We start from the raw sequence: 15,949 nt of genomic DNA on the forward strand, positions 1-15,949 counted from the left end.
TTTTTAAATGGTGACGCAAAAATAAGGTTTTAAGGACAATTATTAATGTCCTTTTGCAAAAAATACTTATTGGTTACGGAATTTCTTTTGTGTTTTCGGGATTGGACGGATATTGAAAAACCATAAAATGGCTTTGCGTTTCAGGAAACTTTTGAATCCATGCCCTTTTTAATTTTTTGTAGTAGGCTTCTTCAGGATAAACCGGAACATTCAGTTCATCCAACGTCCATTTTGCGGCATTTGTTGATTTTAATTCGGGACAATAAACCGATTTGATGTTGACGATAAATGGATTCAATTCGGGATCGCGATCGGTATTTTCGACACAAATTGCCAGTTGCTTAGAATTTCCAGAATACAGTTTAAACGAAAAATACGAAGGCCAGAATCCAATGAAATTGGTCAGAGGCAAAACCGCAACAATTAAAATGACTGCTGCATTGGCTTTATTTTTAAAAAATTCCCAAGTGAGGATTGGATTTTGTTCTTTGTAGAATATTGCAAAAATGAGCAGGATCATCGCAAAATTCCACGGCCAGACGATGCTGTTTCGCTGCAATCCGGCCGGACCAAGCGCAAGCAATAAAAAAACATGTGTCGTTACAACCAGCCAGACAAATGGTTTCTTTCGCTTTGCAAGAAACAATCCAAGACCTGAAGCGATTTCGATGATTGGAAGGATAAGCCCTGAAAAATGCACGATTGTATTGCCGATGATTTCGTCTGAAAAACCAAACAATTTCCGCAGCATCATATTGTCCCAGATGTTGTGCAAAAATCCGCCGTTCCATTTAAACAAACCGCTAAAAACATAGGTCGCAACAAGCAGCATCGAAAGCGCTTTTATAAAATTCGGAGCCGATTTATAAAACAGGAAAAAGCAAAATGTCAGCAAGTACTGATATTCCCAAGGCTGCCAGCGCAATTGGTCAAGCAAACAACTAAATAGTTCAACAATGAGTAAACAAGCGATAACTATTTTTTTCTTGGGATAAAAGGCAACAAGGAAAAGTCCGCCAAGCGAAAGGCCCATCAGGCACAAATGCACTTGTGATGGAACCGAATTGAGAAAATCCAGTGGTGCGGCAACCGGAAAAACACGGTCAGCAAGCCACAATTTCCAACTCATTATTTTAGCAAAAAACCACGCGACGGCAGTTATCCGGATCAGCGTGGTGGCTTTTAAAGTATCGTTTGCAAGTTGGGCTTGCATCGTTTTACGAAATCTGTGTCATTTGGTAACCACGGAAAAGTTTGCCGTCTTTTACTTCCCAAATCATAAAAAAATGGGCGAGCAGCATTTCCTCACGTGGATTTTCAACAGTTTTAATATAATGGGAATAACGCACCGCAACCTGGTTTCCGTCCTGAAGAATGTGGCTCATACGCACTTTTGAACGCATATATGCTTTTCCAAGTTCGCCAGCCATTGCCACAATGTCGGCATGTTTCATCTGGATAAAACCTTTGCTGCTATTCCAGTCGATGATAACTTCGGGATGCAAATATGTTTCCATGATCTCGCTATTGATCAGCGCATCAGATTTATAAAAATCCTGTACAATTTTTTTAGCAGATACCATTATTTGAGTTTGTTTAATATTTCGGGAATCTTTTTAATATTCGCAAGTTGTTTTAATTTTTCGCGGGATTCTTCGATGGGCGTTCCAAAATAAGTTTTTCCGCCGGGAACCGATTTGGTCACACCGGTTTGTCCCATAATGACTGCTTTCTCTCCGATCGTGATGCCGCTTGTAGTTCCCACCTGTCCCCAAAGCGTCACTTCATCTTCGATAATCACACAGCCTGCAATTCCCGTTTGGGAAGCAATCAGGCATTTTTTTCCGATGACCGTATCGTGTCCAACATGCACCTGATTGTCTATTTTCGTGCCCTCGCCGATTGTCGTGTCACCGGTAACGCCTTTGTCGATTGTGCATAAAGCACCAATTCCGACATTGTTATGGATGACCACGCGTCCGCCCGATAACAATTGGTCAAAACCTTCAGCGCGTTTTTTGTAATAAAAAGCATCGGCTCCCAAAACGGTTCCCGCATGGATAATCACGTTGTCACCGATGATCGTATGGTCGTAAATCGCCACATTCGAATGGATCACGCAATTTTTTCCAATGTGAACGTGATTTCCGACAAACGTATTCGGCTGAATCATCGTGCCGGCGCCTATTTGCGCCGATTCTGAAATGCTGACATTCGAAAAATGAAACGGCCTGAAATGATGCGTCAGTTTGTTGAAATCGCGAAACGGATCGTCAGAGATCAGCAACGCTTTTCCATCAGGGCAATCTACATTTTTATTGATCAGGATGACTGTCGCCGCAGATTGCAGCGCTTTGTCGTAATATTTCGGATGGTCGACAAAAACAATATCGCCGGGTTCCACCACATGGATTTCGTTCATGCCGTGCACCTCAAAATTTTTATCGCCTACGAATTCGCACCCGATCAGTCCGGCAATTTCTTCTAAAGAATAGACTTTTGGAAATTTCATTTTTAATTTTATCATAAGCCAATCAGCGGATTAGCGAATGGTTTGCATTGGCTAATCCGCTGATTGTCAAATTTAATTTACTCTTTTACGCGCTCCATGTAGTGGCCATTCGTCGTATCGATTTTGATTTTGTCACCTTCATTGATAAACAAAGGAACGTTGATCGTAGCGCCGGTTTCAACAGTTGCTGATTTTGTTGCGTTTGTAGCGGTATTTCCTTTTACGCCTGGCTCTGCATAAGTCACTTCAAGTACTACAGAAGCCGGCATATCAACAGATAATGGCAAATCGGTTTCCGTATTGATGCTCACCATTACGTTTTCGCCTTCTTTCAATAAATCAGGGGAATCAAGGATATTTTTGTTCATTGAAATCTGTTCGAATGACTCCACGTTCATAAAGTGAAACTCATCGCCTTCCGGATATAAAAACTGGAATTTGTGGTTCTCCACACGTACTTCCTCAATTTTGTGTCCTGCAGAAAACGTATTGTCCAATACTTTTCCGTTCGTTAGGCTTTTCAGTTTGGTTCTTACGAAAGCCGGGCCTTTACCTGGTTTTACGTGAAGAAATTCGATAATTTTATAAATATCGTTGTTGTATTTGATGCACAATCCGTTTTTAATATCTGATGTAGATGCCATTGTAATTTGTTTATTTGTATAATTGGTTAATCGTTTAACCGTTGTTTTTTCTAATGCGTTTTGCCTTATTTAATAATTTCCGGTGTAGCCTTTCATAACGCCACGTGAAGAATTCCTGATAAAGTCCAGGATTTCGTCTCTTTCCGGAGTTGCTTCCATTTCTGCCTCAATGATGCTCATCGCCTGGGAAGTATTGTAATTTTTCTGGTACAAAATCCTGTAAATTTCCTGGATCTCACGGATTTTTTCGGTTGTAAAACCCCTTCTTCTTAATCCGACAGAATTGATCCCGACGTATGATAACGGTTCTTTTGCGGCTTTTGTATATGGAGGAACGTCTTTTCTCAATAAAGATCCTCCCGAAATCATCGCATGGTCGCCCACACTGATAAACTGGTGTACTGCAGACAATCCACCAATGATCGCATAATTCCCGATCGTGACATGTCCGCCTAAAAGTACGCCGTTTACAATAATCGCATTATCGCCAACATGGCAATCGTGCGCCACGTGAGCAGTTGCCATAATCAGGCAGTTGTTCCCGATGACGGTTTGTCCCGAAGCAATCGTACCGCGGTTGATCGTTACGCATTCGCGGATGGTGCAATTGTCACCAATAATTGCAAGGGATTCTTCTCCGCCAAATTTCAGATCCTGAGGAACGGCAGCGATTACCGCACCCGGAAATATATTGCAGTTCTTTCCGATGCGCGCGCCTTCCATGATCGTAACGTTTGACCCGATCCACGTTCCATCACCGATAACGACATTGTTATGGATGGTTGTGAATGGCTCGATTACGACATTTTTGGCGATTTTCGCCCCCGGATGAACATATGCTAATGGTTGATTCATATATATTGTTTAGTCGTTTAATTGTTTAATCGTTTAATCGGATAGACGACCAAGCGCTTAAACAAAAAATTATTGTTTTCTGGCGATTTGAGCCATCAGTTCTGCTTCAGCAACGAGTTTTCCATTGGCGTAAGCGTTGGCCTGCATATGGCAGATGCCTCGTCTGATTGGCGTGATCAAATCACATTTAAATATTAAGGTATCACCAGGCAAAACCTTGTGCTTGAATTTTACATTGTCGATTTTCATGAAAAATGTCAGGTAATTTTCAGGATCGGGAACGGTGCTTAAAACCAAGATCCCTCCGGTTTGCGCCATCGCTTCTACGATCAAAACGCCTGGCATCACCGGTGCGTCTGGAAAGTGCCCAACGAAAAATGGTTCGTTCATCGTAACATTTTTCAACCCGACCACATGTGTATCCGACAATTCGAAAATTTTGTCCACCAATAAAAACGGCGGCCTGTGTGGCAACATTGCCATGATTTTATGGATGTCCATCAACGGTTCCTGATGCAAATCATATACAGGAATCTGGTTGCGTTGTTCGATTTTTATGATCTTTGCCATTTTCTTGGCAAATTGCGTATTGACAAAATGCCCCGGTTTATTGGCAATGACTTTTCCTTTGATCCTTGTTCCGATCAAAGCCAGATCACCAACGACATCAAGGAGTTTGTGGCGTGCCGCTTCGTTTGGATAGTGCAAAGTCAGGTTATCAAGAATGCCGTTTGGCTTTACCGAAATCTTTTCTTTGCCAAAAGCTGTTTTGAGGTTTTCCATCGTGCTTGGGGAAATGTCCTTATCCACATAAACGATCGCATTGTTTAGATCGCCACCTTTGATGAGTCCGTTTTCAAGTAAAGATTCGAGTTCATGCAGGAAACTGAAAGTCCGCGCATTTGAAATCTCTTTTTTGAAATCGGTGATGTTTTTCATCGTGGCATTCTGCGTTCCCAAAACTTTGGTTCCAAAATCAACCATTGCAGTCACTTGGTAATCATCGCTTGGCATCACTAGAATTTCGCTTCCGGTCGCTTCATCAGTAAAAGAAATGACTTCTTTGACTACGTAAAATTTACGCTCCGCTTCCTGTTCGACAATTCCGGCCTTCTCGATCGCTTCAACAAAATACTTTGAAGAGCCATCCATAATTGGCGGTTCCGATGCATCAAGTTCAATGATCACATTATCCACATCGCAGCCTACAAATGCGGCAAGTACATGCTCTGAAGTCTGGATTTTAACGCCCAGTTTTTCTAGATTTGTCCCGCGTTGTGTGTTTACGACATAATTGGCATCGGCCTCAATGACCGGCTGCCCTTCAAGATCGACCCTGACAAATGTATATCCGTTGTTGACAGGCGCCGGTTTAAAAGTCATTTTGACCTCTTTTCCTGTGTGCAATCCGACTCCAGTTAACGAAATGTCCGTCTTTATGGTTGTCTGTTTAACCATTCCTTAATTATTTTTATTTATTGATTTCTTTAATTCGTCTAATTCGTGTACGATTTTCGGGAGGTTTTTGAAATGAACGTACGATTTGTTGTAATCGCCATAAGCAAATGACGGACTTCCCTGGATGATTTCTTCATCCTTAATGTTTTTCCCCACTCCTGCCTGCGCCTGAATGCGAACATTATCCCCGATTACCAAATGCCCTGCGATTCCAACCTGTCCACCGATGACACAATGTTTCCCGATTTTTGTTGAGCCTGCAACGCCCGTTTGTGCGGCAATTACAGTATTTTCACCGATTTCGACGTTGTGTGCAATTTGGATCTGGTTGTCGAGTTTTACCCCTTTTCGGATGATTGTCGATCCCATAGTGGCGCGATCAACCGTTGTCCCGGCGCCAATATCAACATAATCCTCGATAATGACGTTCCCAATTTGCGGTACCTTATTATAACTCCCTTCTTTATTCGGCGCAAAGCCAAAGCCGTCGGCTCCGATGATGACACCCGAATGAATCACGCAATTGCTGCCTATGATACAATCTGCGTAGACTTTTGCCCCTGCAAAAAGCGTGACGTTGTCGCCGATAGTAACGTTATCGCCAACATAACAATTCGGATAAATCTTTACATTATTTCCAAGCCTGACATTCATGCCAATGTAGCTGAAACTGCCTAAAAACAGGTTCTCTCCGTATTTTACATTTGATGAAATCACCGATGGATGCTCGATTCCTATTTTACTGTCTTTTCTCGCCTGGTCGTAAAATTCGAGCAATTTTGAGAATGACAAATACGCGTCTTCTACCTTTATAAGTGTAGTTGTAATTTCGGATTCGGGAATAAACGACTGGTTTACGATCGTAATCGTCGCTTCTGTAGAATAAATGAAATGTGCATATTTAGGATTTGCCAAAAATGTCAGCGAACCGTTTGTACCTTCTTCGATTTTAGACAACTTAAAAACTTCAGCATTTGGATCCCCAACGACTTCGCCTTCTAAAATGCCCGCTATTTGTTCTGCTGTAAATTTCATTTATTGTTTTTGTATGACTTAAAAATAATGATCAAACAGTGTTTAACCTTTTAATTTTTAAATCTTTCAATTTTATATAATCCCGACAAAAATATAAAAAATAGATTTTGATTGTTAATTTTCTGCCAGTTGTTTTGGATAGCAAATGTAATATTTGGTAACGGGTTTCGACAGCGCTTTCAAATTTAATTGATCGGATGCTTCAACGACGTCTTCTATCGTTTTGTCTTTCTTTAAAATATGGATGGGTTCGGCGGTTTTATTGTAGGCCTGGTTTTTGATTTTCCCTTTAAAAATAAAGTAGGCCGCGTCGTGTTGCGAGATGTTGTTTTGGGAAGAAAACCTTTCGGAAAGCAACTGAATTTCCTCGGCTGGAAACTTTTCACTGCTGAGTTTTATCTTCAATAAATCACGATTAATGATCATTCGGCTAAGTTCACTGAGGATAAAATCGTCGTGATGCTGCCACGATTTCAATGCCGAAACAATATCGAAATCGTCGAGTTGGGCGAATTGGTCTAACACATTATCATTAAAATCTTCGAGTTCAATTTTATTTTGCATAAAAAATAGCAGCGGCGGACTGCATGGCAATACCGTGCCTTTTTGCGTGAGTTCTTTGGCGCGTTTTAGGGTTTTGGTCAGAATTAATTCTGCGACCAGGCTTGTTTTGTGCAAATAAGCCTGCCAGTACATCAACCGCCTAGCCATCAGGAATTTTTCGATCGAATAAATGCCTTTTTCTTCTAAAACCAACACATCATCGACCACATTCATCATCTGAATCAAACGGTCAGAATTGATGTTTCCTTCGGCAACTCCGGTATAAAAACTGTCGCGTTTCAGGTAATCCATTCTGTCCATATCGAGTTGGCTTGAAATCAGCTGCAGCATGAATTTCCTGTGGTAATCACCTTTGAACACTTTGATTGCCAATGACAATTGCCCGTGAAACTCTGCATTGAGCTTGTCCATGAACAACAGTGAAATCGCCTCGTGGTTTACATTTTCAACGATGCTGTGTTCCATCGCATGCGAAAACGGCCCATGCCCGATGTCATGTAGTAAAATCGCAACAAACAGCGCATTTTCCTCTTCTTTAGAAATATCCACACCTTTAAAACGCAGCACTTCAATCGCTTTTTGCATGATGTGCATACAGCCCAAAGCGTGGTGAAACCTGGTGTGGTGCGCTCCCGGATAAACCAGGTATGACATGCCCATCTGGGAAATCCGTCGCAAACGCTGAAAATACGGATGCTGGATCAGGTCGTAAATTAATGGATTGGGTATGGTAATAAATCCGTAGATCGGATCGTTTAAAATTTTAAGCTTGTTGATTTGGCCCACGTATTTCTTCTATTTTGGAAAACAAATATACGACAATATGTTCGTTGATTTGAGCCAAATAATGTAACAAATTGGACTTAAAATGTAAGTAAATCCGCAAGCACTTTCGTCACCTTTACATGCGCAAATTCTATCCGAAATTCATCACAAAGTTGGAATTCGTTGATATTTTGGCTATTTTTAGACCTAAAACAAACAGCATTGGAGTATAAAAAATACATCAGGAAAAGTTTAAAAGTGTTGGCCTGGATCGTTGGTTCGGTCGTTGGGTTGCTGCTTTTAATCATTTTACTGATTCAGGTTCCTGTGGTACAGAATGTTATCAAAAACAAAGCTGTTACCTATCTCGAAGGAAAAATCCATACGAAAGTCGCCATCGGCCGCATCGAAATCGGTTTCCCCAAAAAAGTCATCCTCGAAAATTTTTACTTTGAAGACCAAGCGAAAGACACTTTACTTTCGGGTGAAAAACTGGCCGTTGACATCAGTTTGTTTAAATTAATCAGCAATGAAGTCGAGGTCAATTCGATTGATTTAAAAGGCGTTACGGCAAATATCCAGCGCAATAAAGATTCGGTTTTCAATTTTGATTATATTATTAAAGCGTTCGCTTCCGCGGATGAAAAGCCGAAAGACGATTCCAAGCCGATGAAAATTTCGGTCAGTAAAATCAACCTCGATAAAATCAGATTTAAGTTTGATGATGCCATTTCTAAAAACGATGTCAAAGTGTATCTGAACCATTTCGATACGAAAATTGACAAATTTGACCTCGATAATCTGGATTTCGACATTCCGAAAATTACTGTTGACGGACTAAACCTGCGCTTGAAACAAGGCGAACTCGTTCAGGAAATCGCAGTCAATACACGCGCTATCGCCGATTCGTTGGCGCAGCAGCCCAATTTAAAATTAAAACTCCGCGCAATCGACCTTTCCAAAATAAACGTCGGTTATGACAACGCCGGAACGAAGCTCAACACCGGATTGTATCTCGATAAAATGATTGTCCGCGTTAATAATTTCGACATTAAAAACCAGAATATCGAACTCGAAAGCCTTGACATCAACAAATTGAAAGGCGCTTTGGTCATTGGAAAATTCGAAAAGAAACTCGCTAAAAATGTTGCCAATGCAGAAGTCGTTCCCGAAGCCTCACCCGGAAAACCGTGGAATTTTAAACTCAACCAAGCTGATTTAAAACAAATTGCTTTCAAATTCGATGATCAAAATGCTGCAAAAACGGCAAAAGGCGTCGATTTCAAACACATGGACCTGAAAAATTTCAATCTTGTCGGAGAGCAATTCGTTTATGCAAACGACATTATTTCAGGAAATATTTACGCTTTTACAGCGCAGGAAAAAAGCGGCCTCGACGTGCAATCGCTCAAAACCGAATTTTACTATGGAAAGAAAAATGCCTACCTCAAAAAACTGTATTTAAAAACACCGCAGACGTTATTGAAAGACCAGATTGTCGTGGGTTATCCATCGATTGAATCGATCAGCAAAAACCCTGGCGAACTCGATATCAACGCAAATTTAGAAGGCAGTCATGTAGGATTTAAAGACATTTTGATCCTGGTTCCGTCCTTGGCCGATACCAATCCGTTCAAGAGCAATCCCGAAGCGATCATGCAGATCAATTCGAAAATTACCGGAAAAGTCAACAACATCCAGATCCCGAAACTCGAGATCAGCGGCATCGGAAATACGAAAATCGCTGCCAGCGGAAGGATTATCGGTTTGCCGGATCCGCAAAAAGCGTATTTTAACCTTGCGATCAAACAATTTGAAACCACGTCAAAAGACATCAACGGATTTGTGCCGAAAGGAACGCTTCCAAACAACCTGCAATTGCCGTCGCAACTCGCATTAAACGGAACTTTCGTTGGTTACATCAATAATTTCAACACCAATTTAAATCTCGTCAGTTCATTCGGAAATGCAAAAGTCAAAGCGCTTTTCGACCAGCGCAAAAAGAATGCGGAAAAATATGATGCCGATGTTGACATTCAGAATTTCAACGTAGGAAAATTAATTAAAAACGATTCCGTTGGACGAATTACGCTCAAAGCGAAAGTTAAAGGAACCGGACTCGATCCGAAAACGGCTTCGGCAAATGTGGCTGGGAAAATTTACAAAGCCGAATACAATAAATATGTATACCAGAATTTAGCGTTAAAAGGCAAAATCAACCGCGGTGTTTTTGTGGCAGAAGCTTCGATGGCCGATCCAAACCTGACTTTTGATTTGGCTACAAACGGCGATTTCGGAGGAAAATATCCAGCGGTAAAATTGAACCTGAACCTCGATATTGCCGATCTTGAAAAACTAAACCTTCATGCCGGCCCGATGAAAATGCGCGGTCAGGTAGATGCCGACATTCCGACTGCCGATCCGGATTATCTCAACGGAAAGATCAGCTTAAATAAAGTCATGATTGCGAATACGCAAGGGGAATTTTTACTCGATTCGATCAATGTGGTTGCAACGGCAACCGCTGAAAAGAACACCATCGCGTTGCGTTCTGAGTTCGTTGATGCGAATATGTCCGGAAAATACAAACTAACACAAATTGGCACTGCCCTATCGAATTCCATTGCGAAATATTATGATTCGAATCCGAAAGCAAAAAAAACCAAAACCGAAGCGCAGCAATTCGTCTTTGATTTAAAAGTAAAAAACAGCCCGCTTTTGATGCAATTGGTTCCTGATATTAAACAACTCGATTCGATCACGATTGCCGGAAGGTACAATTCGGTGAACGATTCGATAATTTTAAACGGCGCGATCCCGAAACTGACATACGGCGACAATGCCATTTCAAACGCAATTATCAAAGTTAACACTGAAAATGATGCTTTGACTTATAGCATCGTGGTTGATGACATCAAAAATAAAACGGTGCAATTGCCTTACACGAGCATCACCGGAACGGTTAAAGAAAACTTGCTTTCGTATTTATTGCAGTTGAAAGATGTGAAAGATGCCGATCGTTACGTGATTGCCGGAACCTTGAAATCAACCGACGGAAACACCGAAATCGCGCTGCTTCCCGACGGACTGAAACTCAATTATGACAATTGGGCAGTCGATCCTGAAAACTTGTTGCGTTTTGGTGACAATGGCATTTATGCGAATGCGTTCGAACTCAGTAAAGACGGAAGTTCGATCAAAGTGCAATCGCAATCTGAAACACCAAATGCGCCGATTGCAGTTGATTTCAAGGATTTCAAAATTGAAACTTTAACAAACATCATCCAGAAAGATTCGCTTGCGATGGGCGGAAACATCAACGGAAATGCGCTCATCAAAGACTTAAATAAAACACCCGTTTTTACTGCTGATATGAAAGTCGATAATTTTACTTTCAAGAAAGACACGATCGGTGATATCGCGATTAAAGTCGACAATCAAATCGCGAATACTTACAATGCGAATGTGGCGATTACCGGAAACGGAAACCAGGTGAATCTCGAAGGAAAATACCGCACCGACAACAGCAGCTTTGATATGGCACTCGACATGCCACATTTTAATTTAACGAGCATCCAACCGTTTACAGCGGGAAATCTTGCGAAAAGCAGCGGATTTATATCGGGGAATTTTAAAATTACAGGAACGGTAAAAGACCCAAATGTGCTGGGCGAATTGAAATTCAACGATGGTGCGTTTACGATTGTTCCACTGAATTCGGCGTTTAAATTACTGAATGACAAAATCGTATTTAACCAGCAAGGCATTTATTTTGAAAAATTCTCCTTGTCTGATGAAAATAACAACCAGCTCGTCATTCTCGGAAAAATCAATACAACCAATTACCAGGATTTCGGGTTCGATTTAAAGATCAACGCCGACAATTTCCGTGCAATCAATTCGACTGAAAAAGACAATGATGTGTATTATGGCGAATTGTACCTCGACAGCAAACTGACCGTTAAAGGCGACATGAACAAGCCTGAAATCGGTGGAAACATTAAGATCAATGAAGATACCAAACTAACTGTTGTTTTGCCGCAATCCGATCCTTCGATCGCTGACCGAGAAGGTATTGTTGAATTCATCGACCGCGACAATCCCGAATTGAAAAAAATCCAGATTGTAAACGATTCGCTAAGCAAAACACCATTCAAAGGCATCAATGCATCGGTGAATATCGAAATTGATAAAGAAGCCGAATTGAGTTTGGTTATCGATAAAGGAAACGGCGATTACCTTAAATTGAAAGGCGAAGCACGCTTGAACGGCGGTATTGATCCGTCAGGAAAAACGACATTGACCGGACGTTATGAATTTACGGAAGGTACGTATGAAATGACTTTCAACCTACTCAAACGCAAATTCGACATCAAAGAAGGTAGCTATATTTTATGGACAGGCGAGCCAACTTCTGCCGATATCAGCATTACCGCCGTTTACAAAACCAGCACTGCTCCGATTGATTTGGTCGACGACCAGCTTGGCGGCGTTTCTGAAGCGGTTCGAAACACGTACAAACAACGCATTCCGTTTGAAACGGAACTGATCATGAAAGGCGAATTGCTGAAACCAGACATTACTTTCGACATCGTTTTACCTGAAGGAAACAACAGCATTTCGACTGAAGTCATTAATGCCACACAAGCCAAACTAGCACAACTCCGCCAAGAACCATCTGAACTCAACAAACAGGTTTTTGCCTTGCTTTTACTGAACCGATTCATTGGGGAAAACCCTTTTGCAAGCGAAGCCGGCGGCGCAACTGCCGAATCTTTAGCAAGACAAAGTGCGAGCAAAATCTTATCACAACAGCTGAATAATTTAGCTGGCGATTTGATCAATGGCGTGGAGTTGAATTTTGATCTGGATTCACAGGATGATTATACGTCAGGGCAACGTCAGAACCGTACTGATTTAAATGTGGGCGTTTCTAAAACCTTATTGGACGATCGTTTGAAAGTAACCGTTGGAAGCACATTCGGGCTTGAAGGCACGCAGCAAGCAGGACAAAATACAAACAATATTGCCGGCGATTTATCTGCCGATTACCAATTGACAAAAGACGGCCGTTACCGCGTTCGCTTTTACAGAAAAAACCAATACCAGGTGGCTTTGCAAGGCGAAGTGGTAGAAACCGGAGTCGCATTCATCATCACAATGGATTACAACAAATTCCGGGAATTGTTTCATAAATCACAGGAACAAAGAGCGATCGAAGCCCGTGAAAGAGCTGAAAAAGCCGTTAAAAAATCACAAAAAAAGAAAAAATAATGCAAACCCGAAACCTGCTATATGGCGCGTTGGCCGTGCTTTTTGCAACTTCCTGCAGCAACACCAAATATCTTGCTGAAGGCGAATTGCTGTATGTTGGCGGAAGCGTAAAAATTGAAGGAAAGGACATTCCGAAAAGCGAATGCAAAAATTTAAAGAAAGAACTTGAAGATTTATTGCGTCCGAAACCAAATAAGAAAATCCTCGGATTGCGCCCTAAATTGTATTTGTACAACATTGCAGGCGAACCTAAAAAAGAAAAGGGTTTTCGTTATTGGTTAAGATATAAAGTGGGCGAACCGCCGGTGACTTTTGGTAAAGTTGATCTGAAATACAATTCGGATATTCTACAAAATTATGTCGAAAACCACGGTTATTACCAAGCGCAAACAACTTCAGATTCGACACGCCACGGTAAAAAAGCGACTGCAGAATACACGGTGAAACCCGGAAAACAATTTAAGATCCGAAATGTGATCTTCCCTTCGGATTCTACAGATGCATTGGTAAAAGCGATCGGAAGAACCAAACGCCGCAGTTTATTAAAGCCAGGTGAAGGTTACAATTTAGATGTTATTAAAGACGAACGCGAACGAATTGATGCGCGGTTGAAGCAAAAAGGCTATTACTTTTTCAATGCCGATTATCTGAAAGTTCAGGTCGACAGTACAAACGGCGATCATACAGTAGATTTGACCATTGTTGTGAAAGATGAAACGCCGGACAATGCGCGTGAGGTTTACAAAATCAACGACATTGTCATTTATCCGAATTATTCGATTACCGAATCCAAGAAAATCACGCAGTCAGATTCGATTACAAAGTATAAAGATTTTACGATCATTGATCCTGAAAACACTTTTAATCCGAGGATTTACGACCGCACTTTGTATTTCAAAAAAGGCGATTTGTACAACAGGACCGATCACAATTTATCATTGAGCCGACTGGTGAATCTCGGAACTTTTAAGTTTGTAAAGAATGAATTCCGCGTTTCCCCACGATTTGAAAATACACTTGACGCTTATTATTATCTGACACCATTGCCGAAGAAATCGATTCGGGTAGAAGTTTTGGCTAAAACCAATTCGGCCAACTATACCGGAACCGAGCTCAATGTCAACTGGAGCAACCGCAACACTTTTAAAGGAGCGGAATTGCTGACAGCGACCGTTTTCGGCGGACTAGAAGTGCAGGTTTCCGGACAAAACAAAGGCTTCAATGTGTACCGTTTTGGAGGCGAAGTCAATTTATTTTGGCCGCGAATTATTGCGCCATTTGTCAAAATTGAATCTTCGGAAGGATTTGTTCCGAGGACAAAAGCAACGTTGGGTTATGAATTCCAAAAACGCATAAAATTGTATGCGTTAAATACTTTTAAAGGGTCGTTTGGATATCAATTTAAGGAAAATGCACGAAAAGAACACCAGTTGAACCTGACTGAAATCACTTATGTGAGTCCGGCGAACGTGTCTGAATTGTACCTATCGCAAATTGATGCCAATCCTTCTTTGGGAAAAGTCATCGAAAAACAATTGATTTTTGGGCCAACATATTCGTATACATACACCAATACGATGCAGAAACGCAAAAAAAACACGATTTATTTCAAAGGGTCGCTTGAAGCCGCCGGAACGATCGCAGGGCTCGCAACAGGCGCAGATGCCAGCAGCGGTGATGTAAAGAATCTTTTTGGCGTGCCATTCAGCCAATTTGTAAAGGCCGAAACCGAATTCAGGCATTATTTTAAATTCTCTGAAAATTCGCAGCTTGCGAGCAGGATTATTGTTGGTGCGGGATTGCCTTACGGAAATTCAACTGCGCTGCCGTTTATCAAGCAGTTTTTCATTGGCGGAACAAACAGCATCCGGGCATTTCGTGCGCGTTCTATAGGGCCGGGAACTTTCAGGTCTGAAGTCGATGAAGATAGTTTTTTACCGGATCAGTCCGGGGATCTGAAGCTTGAACTTAATACCGAATACCGCGCAAAATTATTCAGTGTGGTCAATGGAGCCATCTTTGTAGATGCCGGAAACATCTGGCTGATGAAAGACGATACTAATAAACCCGGAGCAAAATTTTCTGGCGATTTTCTAAACGAACTTGCCGTAGGAACCGGTGCCGGATTGCGCTTTGATCTGTCATTTCTTGTATTGCGGCTAGACCTCGCCTTCCCGTTGCGTAAACCGTATTTACCTGATGGGCAGCGCTGGGTTTTAGATCAGGTGGCGTTTGGAAATGGCTCTTGGAGAAAAGAAAACCTGGTATTTAATCTGGCTATCGGCTATCCTTTTTAATTAAAATTAAAAGTTCTTTTAGACTTAAAAAGTGCCGGATGCGAATGTTTCGTATCCGGCACTTTTTTTGACATCGTTCCAAAAAAAAGCCTTCTGTTTCCAGAAGGCTGATACCTAATCCAACTAATATAAAATAACCTTATGCGATCGTGCTTTGAAAGTCGTTTGCTTTTTTAAGGAATGCTTTGATCAGCAAACGGTTTGGTGCGATACCAGAGTTGATCATTTGTTTTTTTCCAACAGTACCGTCAGTTGATATTGTGGCCTTCGGGGTTTGTTTGGTGCCCATGAACCATGAAACCATATTGATGTTTGCATTTGATTCCACTGCCGAAGCATTTGTTGAAACCGCTATCGTTTCGTTTGAAGTTTCAGCAGTCTGGGCGAACATTCCTGTTCCTGCCAATAAAAACATGATCAATAAAACAACAAGTTTAATGTTTGAAGTTTCGTTTGATACTGATGTTTTCATAAGCTTGTAATGGGTTGGTTTTGCGATCAGTTTTTTTCCTTTCTGATACATTTCAAAACTACGCCAACAACAC

General features: G+C 41.4%; 11 protein-coding genes. 2 read left to right on the top strand and 9 right to left on the bottom strand.

Features of this window, described 5'->3' with window-relative positions; genetic code table 11:
• Positions 1-73: 73 nt before the first annotated feature.
• The 8 genes from BLS32_RS13605 to BLS32_RS13640 all read right to left on the bottom strand — a co-directional run bounded on the left by BLS32_RS13605 (position 74) and on the right by BLS32_RS13640 (position 7,854).
• Positions 74-1,213, bottom strand: coding sequence for a hypothetical protein (locus tag BLS32_RS13605; RefSeq protein ID WP_091396890.1), 1,140 nt, complete (start codon positions 1,211-1,213; stop codon positions 74-76).
• Between the two features lie 4 nt (positions 1,214-1,217).
• Positions 1,218-1,583, bottom strand: a complete 366-nt coding sequence (locus BLS32_RS13610) for a nuclear transport factor 2 family protein (protein ID WP_091396893.1) — start codon at positions 1,581-1,583, stop codon at positions 1,218-1,220.
• Positions 1,583-2,512, bottom strand: a complete 930-nt coding sequence (locus tag BLS32_RS13615; protein ID WP_091396977.1) for a UDP-3-O-(3-hydroxymyristoyl)glucosamine N-acyltransferase — start codon at positions 2,510-2,512, stop codon at positions 1,583-1,585. The genes BLS32_RS13610 and BLS32_RS13615 overlap by 1 nt, the downstream gene beginning before the upstream one ends.
• A gap of 77 nt (positions 2,513-2,589) precedes the next feature.
• Positions 2,590-3,156: an elongation factor P gene (efp, locus tag BLS32_RS13620; RefSeq protein WP_091396895.1), complete on the bottom strand. Its 567-nt coding sequence runs from the start codon at positions 3,154-3,156 to the stop codon at positions 2,590-2,592.
• Positions 3,157-3,225: 69 nt separating this feature from the next.
• Complete coding sequence (lpxA, locus tag BLS32_RS13625; protein ID WP_091396898.1) at positions 3,226-4,011, bottom strand: acyl-ACP--UDP-N-acetylglucosamine O-acyltransferase; 786 nt, start codon at positions 4,009-4,011, stop codon at positions 3,226-3,228.
• Between the two features lie 69 nt (positions 4,012-4,080).
• A complete protein-coding gene (locus BLS32_RS13630; RefSeq protein WP_091396901.1) occupies positions 4,081-5,469 on the bottom strand; it encodes a bifunctional UDP-3-O-[3-hydroxymyristoyl] N-acetylglucosamine deacetylase/3-hydroxyacyl-ACP dehydratase in 1,389 nt (462 codons plus the stop codon).
• A gap of 3 nt (positions 5,470-5,472) precedes the next feature.
• Positions 5,473-6,504: a UDP-3-O-(3-hydroxymyristoyl)glucosamine N-acyltransferase gene (lpxD, locus tag BLS32_RS13635; RefSeq protein WP_091396903.1), complete on the bottom strand. Its 1,032-nt coding sequence runs from the start codon at positions 6,502-6,504 to the stop codon at positions 5,473-5,475.
• A gap of 114 nt (positions 6,505-6,618) precedes the next feature.
• Positions 6,619-7,854 (bottom strand): HD domain-containing protein, encoded by a 1,236-nt coding sequence (locus BLS32_RS13640; RefSeq protein WP_091396906.1) that lies wholly within the window; start codon positions 7,852-7,854, stop codon positions 6,619-6,621.
• Positions 7,855-8,055: 201 nt separating this feature from the next.
• Between BLS32_RS13640 and BLS32_RS13645 the strand changes: the two genes are divergently transcribed.
• On the top strand, positions 8,056-13,107 hold the full coding sequence (locus tag BLS32_RS13645; protein WP_091396908.1) for a translocation/assembly module TamB domain-containing protein: 5,052 nt from the start codon (positions 8,056-8,058) through the stop codon (positions 13,105-13,107).
• Positions 13,107-15,404: a translocation and assembly module lipoprotein TamL gene (gene tamL, locus BLS32_RS13650; RefSeq protein ID WP_091396911.1), complete on the top strand. Its 2,298-nt coding sequence runs from the start codon at positions 13,107-13,109 to the stop codon at positions 15,402-15,404. The genes BLS32_RS13645 and tamL overlap by 1 nt, the downstream gene beginning before the upstream one ends.
• A 139-nt stretch (positions 15,405-15,543) precedes the next feature.
• Here tamL and BLS32_RS13655 read toward each other — a convergent pair.
• Positions 15,544-15,949: hypothetical protein (locus BLS32_RS13655; protein WP_317043863.1), on the bottom strand; the 406-nt coding region annotated here is incomplete at its 5' end.

It is taken from the genome of Flavobacterium noncentrifugens, assembly GCF_900100375.1.
GTDB classification, from domain to species: domain Bacteria; phylum Bacteroidota; class Bacteroidia; order Flavobacteriales; family Flavobacteriaceae; genus Flavobacterium; species Flavobacterium noncentrifugens.